This is a genomic window from Streptomyces sp. NPDC023541 (assembly GCF_055559995.1).
The window spans coordinates 121,937-138,244 of sequence record NZ_JBVHJO010000015.1 but is presented as its reverse complement, the minus strand read 5'-3'; the positions used below and the strand labels follow the sequence as shown (position 1 = coordinate 138,244).

Sequence of the window (16,308 nt, the reverse complement as noted above, 5' to 3'; positions counted from 1 at the left end):
TTCAGTGGGAGCAGGGCGTTGAGCAGCAGCGTACGAGGCAAGAGGATTCTGGTCACCGGCGGAGCGGGCACCATCGGCTCGCACGTGGTGGACCAGCTGGTGGACAACGGGGCACGCGAGATCGTGGTGCTCGACAACTTCGTGCGGGGGCGGACCGCCAACCTGGCCCGCGCCCTGCCGAGCGGTGTCGTCGAGGTCGTCGAGGGCGACATCCGCGACGTGGCGGCGGTACGCAAGGTCACGGAGGGCGCCGACCTGGTCTTCCACCTGGCCGCCATCCGGATCACCCAGTGCGCGGAAGAGCCGCGGCTGGCGAACGAGGTGATGGTGGACGGCACGTTCAACGTGCTGGAGGCGGCGGCCGCGGCCGGAGTGGGCAAGGTGATCGCCTCGTCCTCGGCCTCGGTCTACGGACTGGCCGAGCAGTTCCCGACGACCGAGCGCCACCACCCGTACAACAACGACACGTTCTACGGTGCGGCGAAGGCCTTCAACGAGGGGATGCTGCGCAGCTTCCACTCGATGTACGGGCTCGACTACATCGCCCTGCGCTACTTCAACGTGTACGGGCCTCGGATGGACATCCACGGCCTCTACACCGAGGTGCTCATCCGCTGGATGGAGCGCATAGCCTCGGGCGAACCGCCGCTGATCCTCGGCGACGGCCTGCAGACCATGGACTTCGTCGACGTGCGCGACATCGCGCGCGCCAACCTGCTGGCCGCCGAATCGGACCTGACCGACGAGGTGTTCAACGTCGCGAGCGGGTCCGAGACGAGCCTGCTGGAGCTGGCGAACGGCCTGCTGGAGGCCATGGGCGCGGACGGCCTGGTGCCCGAGCACGGCCCGGCCCGGGCCGTGAACGGCGTGACCCGCCGCCTGGCGGACACCGCGCGGGCCTCGGAGCGGCTCGGCTTCACGGCCGGCATCGACCTGCGCACCGGGCTGCGGGACCTGGTGCAGTGGTGGCGCGCCGAGCGTGCCGCCGACGCGGCCGCACAGGCGGGCCGATGACCGCCCCCGACCCGGCCGCCGCGCCGGCGCGGATCCCCGTGATGGTGCCCTGGCTGGGCGAGGAGGAGGCGAAGGCGGCGGCCGACGCGGTGCTCTCCGGCTGGGTCGCCCAGGGTCCCCGGGTCGCCGCGTTCGAGCGGGCCTTCGCGGAGCGGGTGGGCGCCGAGCACGGCATCGCCGTCAGCTCGTGCACCACCGCCCTGCACCTGGCCCTGGTCGCGCTGGACCTCGGACCGGGTGACGAGGTGGTCGTCCCGTCCCTGTCGTTCATCGCCACCGCCAACGCCGTGCGCCACGTGGGCGCCCGGCCGGTGTTCGCCGACGTCGAGGAGGCCACCGGCAATCTGACCCCGGCCACCGTGGACGCGGTCCGCACCCCCCGTACGAAGGCCGTGCTCGCCGTCCACCAGGGCGGGGTGCCGGCGGACGTGCACGCACTGCGCGCATCGTGCGCCGAATGGGACGTGGCGCTGGTGGAGGACGCCGCCTGCGGTATCGGCGCGACGGTCGGCGGGAAGTCCGTCGGCCACGGGGCGCTCCTCGCCGCCTGGTCCTTCCACCCCCGCAAGGTGATCACCACCGGCGAGGGCGGCATGGTGACGACGGACGACGCACAGTGGGCGGAGCGGCTGCGCCGGCTGCGCGAGCACGGGATGAACGTGTCCGCCGCGCAGCGTCACGCGAGCAGCAAGCCGATCGTCGAGAGCTACCTGGAGGTCGGCTACAACTACCGGATGACCGACATCCAGGCCGCGGTCGGCCTGGTGCAGCTCGGCAGGCTGGACGAGATCGTGGCCCGGCGGCGCGCGCTCGCCGCCCGGTACGCGGAGCTGTTGCGGGAGGTCCCCGGTCTCCGCCCGGTCCGCGATCCCGCACACGGTCAGGGCAACTTCCAGTCCTACTGGGTGCTGCTGGCCGAGGATTTTCCCGTCGGCCGGGACGAGCTGCTCGCGGTGCTCTCCGAGGCCGGGATCTCGGCCCGGCGCGGGATCATGGCCTCGCACCTGGAGCCGGCGTACGAGGGCCACGGCGCGGCCGCGCTGCCGGTGACCGAGCGGATCAGCCGTGACTCGCTGATCCTCCCGCTGTTCCACACCATGACCGGGGCGCAGCAGGAGCGGGTGGTGGCCGTGTTGCGGGAACAGGCGGGCGGATGAGCGCTCCGGTGACCGAGGACCTGCTGATCGTCGGAGCGGGCGGCTTCGCGCGGGAGACCGCGCAGGCCGTACGGGACGTGGCCGCGGCCGATGTGGCGCGCGGCCGTCCTCCCCGCTGGCGGTCGGCCGGGCACCTCGACGACGATCCGGCGCTGCACGGCCGGGAGGTCGACGGGGTCCCGGTGCTGGGCGGCTGCGAGCTGGTCCACGAGCTGCCGGCCGCCCGGGTGGTGGTCTGCGTGGGCAGTCCGCGCGACTACGCCGTACGGGCCCGCCTGGTGCGGCGCCTGGGGCTGCCGGCGGACCGGTACGCGACGGTGGTGCACCCCACGGCGGCGGTGTCGGCGTCCTCGGTGCTCGGCGCGGGCTCGGTGCTGCTGGCGCACTGCGTGCTGACGGCCTCCGTCCGGGTCGGGTCCCACGTGGCGGTCATGCCGCAAGTGGTCCTCACGCACGACGACACGGTCGAGGACTTCGCCACGCTCGCCTCCGGCGTACGCCTGGGCGGCGGGGTGCGGGTCGGGCGCGGCGCGTACGTGGGGGCGGGGGCGCTGGTCCGGGAGTACGCCGCGATCGGCGCCTGGTCGCTGACCGGCATGGGCAGCACCGTCCTCGCGGACGTTCCCGCCGGTGAGGTGTGGGCCGGCAGCCCGGCCCGCCCGCTGCGGCCGGCGGGGGCCCCGGCCCTCGCCGAACTGGCGGCCGGGCCACGGGCATCCGGCGGGCCCGCCGCGGGCGCACCCGCGCGGGAGGCGCCGGTGCCCGCCGGGGCAGCGGCGCACGGCACGGAAGACGGCGCCGGCCCGAACGGCCCGCGGCCTCAGACACGGATGGAGAGTCCCGTCGTATGAACCAGATACCGCTCGTCGACCTGAAGGCCGCGCACGCCGAGGTCGCCGAGGAATTGAGGGCCGGCTTCGACCGGGTGCTCGCCGACACCGCCTTCATCGGGGGCGCCGAGGTCCGGGCCTTCGAGAACGAGTACGCCGACTTCGCCGGGGTCCGGCACTGTGTGGGGGTCGCCAACGGCACCGACGCCCTCGAACTGGCGCTGCGGGCGAGCGGTGTCGGCGTGGGTGACGAGGTGGTGCTGCCCGCCAACACCTTCATCGCGACCGCGGGCGCCGTCGCCCGGATCGGCGCCCGGCCGGTGCTGGTCGACTGCCTGCCCGACACCCTGCTGATGGATCCGCAGGCCGCGCTGGACGCGGTCGGGCCGGCGACCCGCGCGGTGGTACCCGTCCACCTGTACGGGCAGTGCGCGGCCGCCGCGGAGCTGGCGGGCCGGCTTCCGCCGCACGTCAAGGTCGTCGAGGACGCGGCGCAGAGCCAGGGCGCGACCCGGGACGGCCGCTCCCCCGGCAGCGGGGGGATCGCCGCGACCAGCTTCTACCCGGGCAAGAACCTCGGGGCGTACGGGGACGCGGGCGCGGTGGTGACCGACGACCAGGAGAGCGCCGACCTGGTCCGGGCGCTCGCCAACCACGGCGGGGTCGCCAAGTACCGCCACGACGTGGCCGGTTTCAACAGCCGGCTGGACGGTCTGCAGGCCGTGGTCCTGCGGGCCAAGCTGGCCCGGCTGGCGGAGGGGAACGCTGCCCGCCGGGCCGCCGCCGCCCGCTACGACGGGCTGCTGGGCGGGCTCGCCGCCGCCGGACGGGTCACCCTGCCGGTCACCGCGGAGGGCAACGTCCACGTCTGGCACCTGTACGTCGTACGGGTCGGCGGTGCCGACCGCGACACGGTGGTCGGCAAGCTCAACGCCGAGGGGATCGGCGCGGGCGTGCACTACCCCGCCCCGGTCCACCTCACCCCGGCCTTCGCCCACCTCGGGCACGGGCGCGGGGCCTTCCCGCACGCCGAGCGGGCCGCGGACCTGATGCTCTCCCTGCCCCTCTTCCCGCAGATCACCGCCGCCCAGCAGCAGCGGGTCGTGGACGCGCTCTCCGACGCCCTGCGCTGACACGTGCAGACGTACACAATGAGGTCCAGATGAACAAACGGACAAAGTTGCTCCGTTACGGTCTCTTCACCGTGGTGGCGGCCCTGATGGCCACGGTCCTGCCTCCGGCCTCCGTGGCCGCGGCGGCCGATCCCTGCGGTCCCACGACGAACGCGATCGTCTGCGAGAACTCCAAGCCGGGCACCCCGATGGAGGAGTGGTTCGCGCCGAGCGCCTACGGCGACATCAAGGGGTTCCCGGCCCAGACGAGCGTCCAGGCGGGCGACACCCTGCAGTTCAAGATCCAGTCGCCGACGCCGTACAAGGTGTCGGTGTACCGCCTCGGCCACTACGGCGGCACCGGGGCCCGGCTGGTGTCGACCGCGGCGCAGGCCGCCCAGACCTATCCGGCGAACTTCGCGCCCGGCGGGAACCCGGCCACCTGCGCCACCAAGGCCTCCACCGGCCTGGTGGACTGCGGCAACTGGCCGGTCACCGCGACGTGGTCCGTGCCGGCCGACGCCGTCTCCGGGCTCTACGTGGCCAACTTCGACCAGGCCGACGGCAACGGCGTGATGCCGTACCCGTTCGTCGTCCGCAAGGACGACAGCCACTCCGACATCGTGGTGCAGACCAGCGACCAGACCTGGCAGGCGTACAACAACTACGGCGGCCAGGACCTCTACGACGGGGGCGGGCCCGCGCCCGACGGGCGGGCCTACGAGGTCAGCTACAACCGGCCCATGGACATCGGCGGGGACAACGGGATCTACGGTTCCGAGTTCCAGATGGTGGCGTGGCTGGAGCGCAACGGCTACGACGTGAGCTACATGTCCGGGATCGACATGTCGGTGCGCGGCGCGACCCTGCTGTCCCACCACAAGGTCTTCATGTCCTCCGGGCACGACGAGTACTGGACCCAGGAACAGTTCACCAACGCACTCAACGCGCGCCGGGCCGGACAGCACCAGACGTACTTCGCGGGCAACGAGATCTTCTGGAAGACCCGGCTCGCCCCGAGCATCGACGGCGCGAACACCGCCAACCGGACGCTGGTCTCGTACAAGGAGACCAAGCTGTCCTTCCCCCAGCCGAACGGCGTCCCCGACCCGAGCGGGATCTGGACGGGCACCTTCATGGACCCGGCCGGCGCGGCGGGCGGCCGGCCCTTCCAGCCGCAGAACCAGCTGACCGGCTCGATGTTCAGCGTCAACGGCTACCGCAGCGACGCGATCACCGTGCCGGGCACCTTCGCCAAGCAGCGCCTGTGGCGCAACACCTCCGTCGCGAACCTCACCCCTTCGCAGACCGCCACGTTCCCGCAGGGCACGCTCGGCTACGAGTGGGACAGCGACGTGGAGAACGCCAGCCGTCCGGCCGGGCAGATCCAGATGTCGTCCACGACGGTCGACATCGAGGACGGCAAACTCCTGAAGGACTACGGCAACACCTACGGCAACGGCACCGCGACGCACAGCCTGGTGGCGTTCCGCGACCAGACCTCGCACGCGCTGGTGTTCGGCGCGGGCACGGTGCAGTGGTCCTGGGGCCTGACCAACATGCCCACCTCCAACCCGGACGACACCGTGGTCACCGCCGACAAGCGGATGCAGCAGGCCACGGTGAACGTGTTCGCCGACATGGGCGTCCAGCCCAAGTCCCTGCAGAGCGACCTGGTCGCCTCGACCGCCTCCACGGACACGGTGGGCCCCGGCATCACTGTCACCAGCCCGGCGGCGAACGCCACCGTGCCGGCCCTGCGGCCGGTGACCGTCACCGGTACGGCGACCGACACCGGCGGCGGCGTGGTGGCCCGGGTCGAGGTGTCCACCGACGGCGGGACCACGTGGAAGGCGACCACCGGCCTGGCGAACTGGAGCTACACCTGGACGCCGACCACCCCGGGCCCCGTGCAGATCAAGGTGCGCGCGGTCGACGACAGCGTCAACATCGGCGCGACCACCACGGTCCCGCTGACCGTCGGGCCGCAGCAGTGCCCCTGCACCGTGTGGCCCGCCGCGGCCGTGCCCGGCACCGTCAACGCCGGTGACGGCAGCGCCGTCGAACTCGGTGTGAAGATCCGCTCCTCGGTGGCCGGCTCGATCACCGGCGTCCGGTTCTACAAGTCCCCCGCCAACACCGGGACCCACACCGGCAGCCTGTGGAGCAGCACCGGCCAGCGCCTGGCCACGGGCACCTTCACCAACGAGACGGCGTCCGGCTGGCAGCAGCTGAACTTCTCCAGCCCGGTGCCGATCAAGCCCAACACCACCTACGTCGCGTCCTACTTCGCACCGAACGGCGGCTATTCCTTCGACACCACCTTCGCCGCCGCCGACGCGGGCCTGGCCCCGCTCACGGCCCTGAAGAACGGAACCGACGGCGGCAACGGCGTCTACCGCTACAGCGGGACGGGCGGGTTCCCGAACAAGGCCTCGTCCGGCAGCAACTACTGGGTGGACGCGGTGCTGGACACCTCCGGCGCGAGTACGACCCCGCCCACCGTCACCGGTACCTCCCCGCAGTCCGCCGCGACCGGTACGCAGATCACGGCGGCGGTGACGGCCACCTTCAGTAGGGCCGTCGACGCGGAGACGCTCACCTTCACCGTGAAGGACACGGGCGGCGCCACCGTCCCGGGCAGCAAGGTCCTCGGCGCGTCGAACAGCGCGACCTTCACCCCGTCCTCCGAACTGGCCCTGAACACCACCTACACGGCGTCCGTCCAGGTGTCCGACCTGTGGGGCAACGCCATGACCGGGCCGGTCACGTGGAACTTCACCACCAGCGCGAGCCCTCCGGTGGTGAACTGCCCCTGCGCCCTGTGGAACGGCACCGCGACGCCGAGCACCGCCAACGTGGGCGACGACGCCAACTCGGTGGAGCTGGGCACCCGCTTCCAGTCGGCGGTGAACGGCTACATCACCGGTGTCACCTTCTACAAGGGCCCCGGCAACACCGGTACCCACACGGGCAGCCTGTGGTCATCCTCCGGCACCCTGCTGGCCACCGGCACCTTCGGCAGCGAGACCCTGTCCGGCTGGCAGCAGCTGCAGTTCGCGACACCCGTGCCGATCACGGCGGGCACCACGTACGTGGCCTCCTACCACGCACCGAACGGCAACTACTCGGTCGACGGCGGCTACTTCTCCGGCGCCCACCGCTCTTACCCGCTGGTGGCCCCGGCCGACGCGCCCGGGAGCGCCAACGGGCTCTACAAGTACGGCTCCGCCACGGTCTTCCCGTCGAACACCTACGGTTCGGTGAACTACTGGGTCGGTCCGGTCTTCACCACGACCCCGCCGAACTCCCCGCAGTCCGCGGACGGCTCCACGGAGGTGTCCGGCCAGTGAGCACGGTCAGCGTGGTGATCCCCTGCTACAAATACGGCCACTTCCTGGCCGACTGCGTCAAGAGCGTCCTGGACGAACAGGAGGGCGTCGACGTCCGGGTGCTGATCATCGACGACGCCTCGCCCGACGACTCCGCGGACGTGGCGCGCGCGCTGGCGGCGGCCGACCCGAGGATCGAGGTACGGGTCCACGAGCGCAACCAGGGGCACATCGCGACCTACAACGAGGGTCTGCTGGAGTGGGCCGACGGGGACTACGTCGCCCTGCTCTCGGCCGACGACCGGCTGGTCCCCGGGGCCCTCGTGCGCGCCGCGGCCCTGCTCGACGCCCATCCGGAGGCCGGCTTCGCCTATGGCAGGCCGCTGCGCTTCCGGCACGGCGGTCCGCTGCCCCAGGCCCGTACCCGGTCCGCCGGGTCGGTGGTCTACCCCGGGCGGTGGTGGCTGGACCGGCGGTTCCGCGAGGGCACCGGCTGCATCACCTCGCCCGAGGTGGTCGTCCGTACCAGTCTCCAGCGCAAGGTCGGGGGCTACGATCCGGAGCTGCCGCACGCCGGTGACATCGAGATGTGGATGCGGCTCGCGGCGCACGCCGACGTGGGCTACGTCCGCGGAGCCGACCAGGCCTTCTACCGCGTCCACGGCGACAACATGTCCACCACGGACTTCGGCGGGCAGCTCGACGACCTGCGCCAGCGCCTGGTCGCCTTCGACTCGGTGCTCGTCAAGTGCGGCGATCTGCTCCCGGGGGCGGACCGGCTGGCGGTCGCGGCGCGCACCCGGCTCGCCCGGTACGCGCTGCGGCGCGCCTACCGGGCCTACGACCGGGGGCGGACCGCCGTGGTGCCGGTCGACGAGCTCGTGGAGTTCGCGGCCGAGTGCCTGCCGGACGGCTACACGTCGCTGGCCGAGTACCGGGCGCTGCTCAGGCGCCGGCGAATCGGTCCGCGCGTGATGCCCTACCTTCAGCCGCTGGTGCTGTCGGCCGTGGCCGACCGGGGGCGCGAGTGGCTGTGGTGGCGGTCCTGGAAGCGCCGAGGGATCTGATGACCCGTCTCCACCCCTTCCAGCGGCGGCTCCTGCGGACCGGCGTCGGCGCTCTCGCGCCGGCGCCGGTTCCGGCGTGTCAGGAGCCGGTCGGTCCACAGGGCCACCGCCACACCGGCGACCGCGGCCACCAGGGCCACACCGGCGAGGGCCCGCATCCGGTCGCCGGTCCGCGCGACGGCGTGCGGCTGCACCAGCAGGTCCACGCTCATCCGTGCCGCGTCCGGGATGCCCTGCTGCGTCTGGAGGTCGGTCAGGTGCCGGGTGTAGACCTCGATGATCTTCCGTACGGAGGCGTCGGCCACGTCGGGGTCGGAGTGCTCGACCTGGATCTGCAGCGAGGGAATCAGGTGGCGCGGGGTGACGCTGGTGCCGCTGTTGCGCGGTGTCATCCGATAGGTACCGGCGACTCCCGCCGCCCGGAGCTCGTCCGCTCCCGCGGGCGAGTCCAGCTGCTGCACCACCGCATAGGAGACGGCGGCGAGCGGCGGCTGGAGGTTCGCGAGCTGGTTGGGCTGCCGGCTGGTCACCGGCGGCTTGAGCACCACGATCGCGGAGCTGAGGTGGACCGGCTGGGGCCGCAGCACCGCCGCCGCTCCGGCGGCCGCGAGCAGCACCGCCACGACCAGGACGTACCAGCGCCGGCGCAGCGCTCGGACCAACTCACCAGGCGACACGGGGATCCTTTCCTTCATGTCCGATCCTTGCAGGACCGGGGTAGGTCCGCCATCAGATCCGCTACCCGGCAGGGGTGTTCGTGAGCATTCGTGAATTGGGCGCGGTGCTGCGGCGGCGCTGGTACGTGATGCTTCCGGCGATCGTGCTCAGCCTGCTGGCGGCGCTCCACCTGTACCGGTCGGTGCCGGTGGCGTACCAGTCGCAGAGTTCGGTGGCACTGCTCGACTCCTCGGCGGCGGCCAAGCTGCCGCCGGCCTTCGGCAATCCCATCTCCAACGCGGGCGGCGCCCTGGTGGTGACCGCGGACGTGCTGATCAGGACGCTGTCGGGGGCGGACGCCGCCCGTGAGCTGCACAGCCTGGGCGTGAGCGATCCCTATACCGTCGGGTTCGCCGCGAACACCTCGGGGCCGCTGCTGACGCTGACGGTCACGGGCACCGACCGGGAGAAGGTGCTGGAGGAGACCAACCTGCTGACGGGCTTCGCCGGGGAGCAGCTCAACGCGCTGCAGGCGGCAGCCAAGGTGCAGCCCGCGTACATGGTGCAGACCGCGCCGGTGGTGCTGCCGCAGACCCCGGTGCCGCAGCTCAAGAGCCGTTACCAGCAGGTGCTGGGGGTCCTCATCCTCGGTGTCGGCGGCGGGTTCGTCCTCTCCTTCGTGGCGGACGCGCTGTCGGCGGCCCGCCGGCGCAGGCGCGAGAGGGCCGCCGAGGCCGCCGGCGCACCGGGCCGGGCCGGGCGCCGCAGGTCGCGGGGCCGCCATGTGGACGCCACCGCGCTGCTCACCGGGTATCTGGCGCTGGCCTTCTTCATCCCGTCGAACCTGACGCTGCCGGGCCTGGGCGGGGTGGGGACCCCGGCCAACGTGTTCGCCCTGCTGGCCCTGTTCTGGTATCTGGCGACCTGGCTCGCCGGCCGGATCCGGCCGGCGGCCGGGACCCGGCTGCCGCGGGTGGCGATGTGGCTGCTGGCCGTGTCGGTGCTGGCCTCCTACATCGCGAACGCGGGCCGCGGCAGCGTGCGCAAGGAGCTGCTCGGTGCGGACCGCGGCCTGATCGCCCTGCTGGTGTGGGTGTCGCTGGTGGTGCTGGTCACCGCCGGGATCCAGGACCGGGCGCGCCTGGACGTACTGATGCGCCGGGCCGTGGTGATGGGGACCATCGTGGCGGCCGTCGGGTTCTACGACTTCTTCACCGCGACCAACATCGCCGACAGCATCAGCATCCCGGGACTGGCCTCGGGCGTCCCCCAGATCACGACCCTGGACCGCGGGGCGTTCACCCGTCCCCGGTCCACGACGGCGCAGCCGCTGGAGTTCGGCGGGATGCTGGCGCTGCTGCTGCCCTTCGCCGTGCAGCAGGCCTTCGATCCGGTACGGCGCCACCTGAAGGCCTGGCGCCGCTGGGCGCCGGTGGCGCTGATGGGCGGGGCACTGCCGCTGACGGTGTCGCGCACCTCGATCATCGGGGCGCTGATCGTGATCCTGGTGATGGTGCCGCGCTGGAAACCGCAGCGGCGGTGGACCGCGATCGGTGTGCTGGTGGGAGCGGTCGCCTGTTTCAAGGTGATCATTCCGGGGCTGATCGGCACCATCACCGCCCTGTTCGCGTCCTTCCTGTCGAACTCCGACAGCAGTACCCAGGCCCGGACCGTGAAGTACAGCGCGATCGTCCCGTACCTGGACGAGCGCCCCCTGTTCGGGCGCGGGCTGGGCACGTTCATTCCCGAGCTCTACTTCTTCACCGACAACCAGTACATGCTGACCCTGGCCGAGATGGGGTTCCTGGGGCTGCTCGCGCTCGTGTTCCTCTTCCTCACCGGCATCCACCAGGGCGGGGCGATCCGCCGGCTGGCGGTCGGCGAGTCCGACCGGGAGCTGGGGCAGGCGTTCTTCGCCTCCGCGGTCGTCGCCCTGGTCGTCAGCGCCACGTTCGACGCACTCAGCTTCCCGATGTTCGCCGGGATGTTCTTCCTGACGATCGCCGCCGGAGGCAGTTACCTCGGCTTCATCCGGCGCGCGGCGCCGAAGCCCCGATCCGTGGAGTTCCCATGTCTTCCCGCCGATCAGCGTCTCCCGAGTCCCTCCCCGGCTCCGGCTCCGGTCCGGTAGCGGTCCTCGTCGTCACCTGGAACAGTGCGGAGGTCCTGCCGGAGTTCCTCGCCTCGCTGCCGGAGGGCATGGCCGGGCTCGACTGGCGTCTCGTCGTCGCCGACAACGACTCCGCCGACGACACGGTGGAGGTGGTGCGCTCGCTGGCCCCGGACGCGACGGTCGTCCGTACCGGGCGCAACGCCGGGTACGCGGCCGGGGTGAACGCCGCGCTGGCGGCCGCCGCCGGGTGGGAGGGCGGCTTCCGGGCCGCCCTGGTGAGCAATCCGGACGTCCGGATGCGGCGTGGCTGCGCCAAGGTGCTCGTGGACGCGCTCGGCGCGCCGCAGCCCGGCGGCGGCCGGGTCGGGATCAGCGTCCCACTGCTGTACGAGGAGGACGGCCGGACGCTCCTGCACTCGCTGCGCCGCGAGTCCAGCGTGCCCCGGGCACTGGGCGAGGCGGTGATCGGCAACCGCCGGGCGGGGCGCTTCCCGCGCTGGAGCGAGCTGGTCACCGATCCGGCCGCGTACGAGCGGGAGACGGTGGCGGACTGGGCGACGGGGGCGCTGATGGCCCTGTCCGGGGAGTGCCTGGCCGCGTGCGGGGCCTGGGACGAGTCGTTCTTCCTGTACTCGGAGGAGACCGAGTACTGTCTGCGGGCCCGGGACCGCGGTTTCGTGACCCGGCTGGAGCCGTCGGCCTCGGCCACCCACCTGGGCGGGGACTCCCGGGTGTCGCCGCGGCTGTGGACGCTGCTGACGGTCAACCGGGTCCGGCTCTACCGGCGCCGCCACGGCCTTGCGGCCACCACCGCCTTCCGGGCGGCCGTGCTGCTGCGGGAGTCCTCCCGCGCGGCCCTGGGCCGGCCGGCGAGCCTGGCGGCCGCCCGCGCGCTGGCCGGCCGGCCGGCCCTGCGCGCCGCGCCCGGTCCTCAGCCGGCCGGGCCGTCCCACGCGGTGTAGAAGCTTCCGGGGTTGACCAGGTAGCGGACGGTGGGGCGGGGCAGGTGGCGTACTTCGTGGCGGCGGGCGTAGCGGCGGATGAGCTCCCAGTCCTCGCGGGGCAGCACCTCGGGGGTGCGCCGCAGCCGGCTGAAGTGCAGGGCCCGGCTGCGGCGGGCCACGAAGGCGTTGGTGTCCAGGAAGGCCTCGTGGGCGGCGCGGCGGCGGTCGAAGGGGACGGACAGGACGTCGCGTTCGGTGCCGTCGGGCAGCACCCTGCGCAGCGCGGTGTAGACGGCGTCGGGTCCGCCGGCCGCGTCCAGGCAGGTCAGGGCCTGCTCCAGGTGGTCGGGCTCCCACAGGTTGTCGTCGTCGAGGAAGGCCACGTACCGGGAGCGGGTGAGCCGGATGCCCACGTTGCGCACGACTCCGGCGGTCGCCGTGTTGCGGGTCAGGGAGACCGAGAACAGACGTGGGTGCGAGGGCAGTTCGGGCAGGCCGGCGCCGTCGTCGACGACGATGACCACCTGGTCGGTGACGGTCTGCGCCAGGGCGGAGCGGACCGCCGCGCGCAGCGCGTCGGGGCGCCGGTGGGTGGCGATCACGGTGGCGACCCGGGCGGCCGGGGGCCGGCCCAGGAGGGCCGCGAGGCGGGTGGTCTCGGTGTCCTCGAAGCGCCGCAGCCGTACGGCGGAGGGCAGGAGCAGGAGTTTGTTGCGGGCCTCGAAGAGCACCAGCCAGCCGAAGGCCCGCTTCAGCAGTTCCCAGGGGGCCCGGGCGATACGGCGCATCGTGGAATCTCCGTGGTGGGTGGGGTGTCAGGGGGCGGGTTCCACCGGGCGGCCGTCGGACATGCGGTTGTCCTTCCACACGTTCCCGGAGCCGCCGGGGTTCCAGGCGGTGACGGGGCCGTAGGCGCCACTGGCCGGGTGGTACTGGGTGGAGAAGACGTTGCCGGTGACCCGGATGCCGGTGGCGCCCGGGCCTCCGCCGTAGAGCGCGTACGCTCCGCCGGCCAGCCAGTTGTCCTCGACGATGACGGAGGAGACGACGCCGGTGTCGGCGAAGAGGCCCACGGCTGCGGTGGCGCCCTTGTCCACGGGGGTGGCGTTGAGCAGGGTGTTGTGCCGGACGGTCAGCCGGCCCTTGTTGCCGCCGCCGCTGATGACGGCGTCGGTGTGCTGCCATTCGCCGCCCTGGTTGCGGAAGGCGACGAGGTCGTGGACGTAGTTGTCGTGCAGGTCGCCCTGGCCCATGGACAGGGCGTTGCCGAACACCGAGATGTCGCACCAGCCGACCTCGATGGAGCTGCCGCCCATGTTCGACACGGCGTAGTTGACGCCTCCGTTGTCGGGGCCCTGGCCCGGTACGGCGGTGATGGTGGTGTGCAGGACCTTCAGGCCGCTGAAGCCGGGGCGCAGGTTGATCCCCCACCAGTTGGTGGAGGTGATCTTGCTGTCGATGACGGTGACGTCGTCGGCGTAGATGTCGAGCGAACCGCGGATGTCCCAGCCCTTGATGACCGTGCCGTCCTTCTTGACCGACAGGTTGCCGGTGTCGTGCCGCTCCAGGCCGATCCGCGGGCCGGTGCTGTTCGCGTCGGGGTATCCGCAGGCCCCGGGTGAGGTGCAGGCGGTGGCGGAGGGGGCGGGGGACGGTCCGCCCGCTCCCGGCGAGGGCGGCGGTGAGGCCGTGGCCGAGGGGCTCGGCGTACCGCCGGCGGCGGGCACCGGCGTCGCGGGGGCAGCGCCCGTCGGTGTCGCGGAGGGGGCGGCCTTCGGATCGCTCACCCCGGTACGGTCGGCGTCGTACAGGGTGAGGACGACGGCCAGGACCACTCCGGCGAGCAGCCACGCCCCCAGGCGCCTTCGGTTGCCTGTCATGGCCGGTCGCCTATCCTCGGAGCGTTTTTCGGGCGGGCAGGAGGCATACGGCGTAGCACAGGGTGCCTGCGGTCGCGGTCGCGAGGAGCGCGGGCACGGAGTCGCCGAGGGAGCGTTGCAGGAGGAGGAGCACGGCGGTCATCACGGCGCCGCCGAGCAGCGGCAGGGCGCAGGCCCGTACGAGGGTGCCCAGGCGGATGCCGCCGCGGTGCAGCGCGAGGAGGAACACCGGGACCACGACGGCGCAGGCGACGGCGACGTGTCCCTGTGCCACACCGGTGATCCCGCCGCCGCGGGCGCCGATCACGAGGGCCGGGATCAGGACGAGCAGCCACAGGCCCTGCACCCCGATGAGCGAGCGGCGCCGGCCGGTGGCCACCAGGCAGTCGTAGGCGAGTTCGCAGCCGATGCGGACGAGGCCGAGTGCCATCAGCCAGGGCAGGGGGCCGGCCGCGGGCAGCCAGCGTTCGCCGTAGACGAGCTCGATGACGGGTGCGGCGAGGGCGGCCAGCAGGACGCAGAGCGGGACGGTGGCCGCCGTCACCACGCCGAGGGCGCGGGCGAAGCCGGCGGCCAGCGCCTGTGGTGAGTCGGCCAGTCGGGAGAAGCCGGCGAAGGAGACGCGGCGGGCGGCTTCGGAGACGACGCGGACGGGCCAGCCGGAGATGTTGAAGGCGAGTACGTAGAAGCCGAGGGCGAGGGGGTCCAGGGTGGAGCCCACCACCATGGTGTCCACGTTGACCACGCCGAGCGCGAGCATGCTGGCTCCGGCGAGCGGGAGGCCGAACTTCAGCAGGGCGCGGGCCTGTTCCCTGTCCCAGCCGAACGTCAGGGTGCCGGGCGCGGCGAGGCAGCAGCCGATGAGGGCGGCCATGTTGCCGACGACGGATCCCCAGGCGAAGCTCATCGCCCCCCAGCCCTGGACGGCGAGCATCAGGGTCACCGCGGTGCTGAGGACGAAGTTGAGCGCGTCGACGGCCATCCGCCGGCCCTGCGCGAACTCCCGGGTGAGGAAGCCGGCCGGGACCTGGGACAGTCCGTCGAGAACCACGCACAGGCACATGACCCGCAGGACCCCGGACGCCTCGGGCGAGCCGAGGACGTCGGCGACGGCCGGGGCGGTCGCGAACAGCACCGCGTAGAGCAGGCAGCTGGAGGCGGCGCTGAGGGTGAGGACGGTGGGCGCGAAGCGGCGCGGGTCGCCCTCCCAGCGGACGATGGCGAGGGAGACGCCGAGTTCGTTCGCGGAGAGCAGGACGAGCAGGACGGTCTGAGCGATCCCGTACACGCCCCAGGCCTCGGGCCCGAGGAAGTAGCGGGCGAGGACGATGCCGGTCGCGAAGTTGCCGAGGCGCATGACGACCGTGTTGATCAGGCTCCACTTGGCCGCGGAGCCGACCCTGCGTCCCAGGGAGGGCTCCGCCGGGGTGGTCTGCGTGCTGGTACCGGTGTCGGTCATGGCGAACCCGCCCCGCCGGGGCCGACCGTGCGCAGTGCCATGGTCTCGTCGGTGGCGACGGGTGTCGTGGCGGCGGGTACGGCGGCTGCGGGGGCGGCCGGCGTCCCGGCCGGGGCCGGGCGGTCCTTCGCGCGCGGGGTGCGCCGCCGGGCCTCCACGAAGAAGGTGGCGACCAGGGTGAGGACGAAGCCGAGCGCGCCCGCCATCACGATGTACTGGAGCCGGGTCTTGGTCTGCGCCTGCGGTTTCTGCGGGGGCACGATGGTCGCCATCCGGATCATGGCCTCGGGGGCGACGGACTGTTGGGTCTGGAACTCCTTGAGCCTCTTGTCGGCGTAGGAGGCGAGGAGTTGGTCGGACGTGAGGACGGCTGCCGGGTCGGTGCCGGTGACGGTCAGCCACATGAAGGGGCCCTGGGCGTTGTCGGCGATCTTCACCTCGTGCTTGCCGGTGACGCCGAGGGCCTTGAGGTCGGCTTTGGCGCCGTCCGAGTTGAGGTTGCGGGCGAGGCCGTCGGCCATGCCGGTGAGCGAGGACTGCGTGCTGAGGAAGGGGTTGCCGTCGAAGGCCTCGGTGGCCTTCGCCGAGTTGAGCAGCGTCACGGTGCTCTGCGACTGGTACTCCACCGGGATCAGCAGGTGCACGGCGGTGGTCAGTGCCGCTGTCAGCAGCAGTCCGGGCAGCAGCACGTACCAGCGCCTGCGCATGACCCGCCCTATCTCGGCGAGATCCATGGTCTTCCC

General features: G+C 72.5%; 13 protein-coding genes. 8 read left to right on the top strand and 5 right to left on the bottom strand.

Going from position 1 to position 16,308, the window contains the following annotated elements; genetic code table 11:
• Positions 1-18 precede the first annotated feature (18 nt).
• Genes ACZ3X1_RS29770 through ACZ3X1_RS29745 form a run of 6 tightly spaced genes read left to right on the top strand, consistent with a single transcriptional unit; the run spans position 19 to position 8,512 of the window.
• Entirely contained in the window at positions 19-1,014 is a 996-nt protein-coding gene (locus tag ACZ3X1_RS29770) for an SDR family NAD(P)-dependent oxidoreductase (protein WP_356812624.1), read from the top strand.
• Entirely contained in the window at positions 1,011-2,171 is a 1,161-nt protein-coding gene (locus ACZ3X1_RS29765; protein ID WP_467281644.1) for a DegT/DnrJ/EryC1/StrS family aminotransferase, read from the top strand. Before ACZ3X1_RS29770 ends, ACZ3X1_RS29765 begins: the two co-directional genes overlap by 4 nt.
• Positions 2,168-3,022, top strand: coding sequence for a NeuD/PglB/VioB family sugar acetyltransferase (locus tag ACZ3X1_RS29760; protein WP_467281642.1), 855 nt, complete (start codon positions 2,168-2,170; stop codon positions 3,020-3,022). The genes ACZ3X1_RS29765 and ACZ3X1_RS29760 overlap by 4 nt, the downstream gene beginning before the upstream one ends.
• The gene (locus ACZ3X1_RS29755) at positions 3,019-4,134 is read left to right on the top strand and encodes a DegT/DnrJ/EryC1/StrS family aminotransferase (protein ID WP_356812621.1); all 1,116 of its coding nucleotides are present in this window, start codon (positions 3,019-3,021) and stop codon (positions 4,132-4,134) included. The genes ACZ3X1_RS29760 and ACZ3X1_RS29755 overlap by 4 nt, the downstream gene beginning before the upstream one ends.
• A 29-nt stretch (positions 4,135-4,163) precedes the next feature.
• The gene (locus ACZ3X1_RS29750; RefSeq protein WP_467281640.1) at positions 4,164-7,466 is read left to right on the top strand and encodes a DUF4082 domain-containing protein; all 3,303 of its coding nucleotides are present in this window, start codon (positions 4,164-4,166) and stop codon (positions 7,464-7,466) included.
• Positions 7,463-8,512 carry a glycosyltransferase gene (locus ACZ3X1_RS29745; protein WP_390078942.1) on the top strand — a complete coding sequence of 350 codons (1,050 nt, stop codon included), beginning with the start codon at positions 7,463-7,465 and terminating at the stop codon, positions 8,510-8,512. Before ACZ3X1_RS29750 ends, ACZ3X1_RS29745 begins: the two co-directional genes overlap by 4 nt.
• Here the strand turns inward: ACZ3X1_RS29745 and ACZ3X1_RS29740 are convergent.
• Positions 8,431-9,207 carry a hypothetical protein gene (locus ACZ3X1_RS29740; RefSeq protein WP_467281635.1) on the bottom strand — a complete coding sequence of 259 codons (777 nt, stop codon included), beginning with the start codon at positions 9,205-9,207 and terminating at the stop codon, positions 8,431-8,433. The two genes, ACZ3X1_RS29745 and ACZ3X1_RS29740, sit on opposite strands and share 82 nt — an antisense overlap.
• Positions 9,208-9,269: 62 nt before the next feature.
• On the opposite strand from ACZ3X1_RS29740, the gene ACZ3X1_RS29735 reads away from it, so the two are divergent.
• Together ACZ3X1_RS29735 and ACZ3X1_RS29730 are read left to right on the top strand one after the other, a co-directional pair.
• Positions 9,270-11,300: an O-antigen ligase family protein gene (locus ACZ3X1_RS29735; RefSeq protein ID WP_390078946.1), complete on the top strand. Its 2,031-nt coding sequence runs from the start codon at positions 9,270-9,272 to the stop codon at positions 11,298-11,300.
• Entirely contained in the window at positions 11,240-12,244 is a 1,005-nt protein-coding gene (locus ACZ3X1_RS29730; protein ID WP_362630719.1) for a glycosyltransferase family 2 protein, read from the top strand. Before ACZ3X1_RS29735 ends, ACZ3X1_RS29730 begins: the two co-directional genes overlap by 61 nt.
• Here the strand turns inward: ACZ3X1_RS29730 and ACZ3X1_RS29725 are convergent.
• From ACZ3X1_RS29725 to ACZ3X1_RS29710, 4 genes are read right to left on the bottom strand one after another with little or no spacing between them, the layout of a single operon-like run.
• A complete protein-coding gene (locus tag ACZ3X1_RS29725; protein WP_467281629.1) occupies positions 12,214-13,014 on the bottom strand; it encodes a glycosyltransferase family 2 protein in 801 nt (266 codons plus the stop codon). The genes ACZ3X1_RS29730 and ACZ3X1_RS29725 overlap by 31 nt on opposite strands.
• Positions 13,015-13,041: 27 nt before the next feature.
• Entirely contained in the window at positions 13,042-14,106 is a 1,065-nt protein-coding gene (locus tag ACZ3X1_RS29720; RefSeq protein WP_356812614.1) for a hypothetical protein, read from the bottom strand.
• A 10-nt stretch (positions 14,107-14,116) separates the two neighbouring features.
• A complete protein-coding gene (locus ACZ3X1_RS29715) occupies positions 14,117-15,565 on the bottom strand; it encodes an oligosaccharide flippase family protein (RefSeq protein WP_467281627.1) in 1,449 nt (482 codons plus the stop codon).
• Positions 15,562-16,299 carry a YveK family protein gene (locus tag ACZ3X1_RS29710; protein ID WP_467281625.1) on the bottom strand — a complete coding sequence of 246 codons (738 nt, stop codon included), beginning with the start codon at positions 16,297-16,299 and terminating at the stop codon, positions 15,562-15,564. The genes ACZ3X1_RS29715 and ACZ3X1_RS29710 overlap by 4 nt, the downstream gene beginning before the upstream one ends.
• Positions 16,300-16,308: the final 9 nt, after the last annotated feature.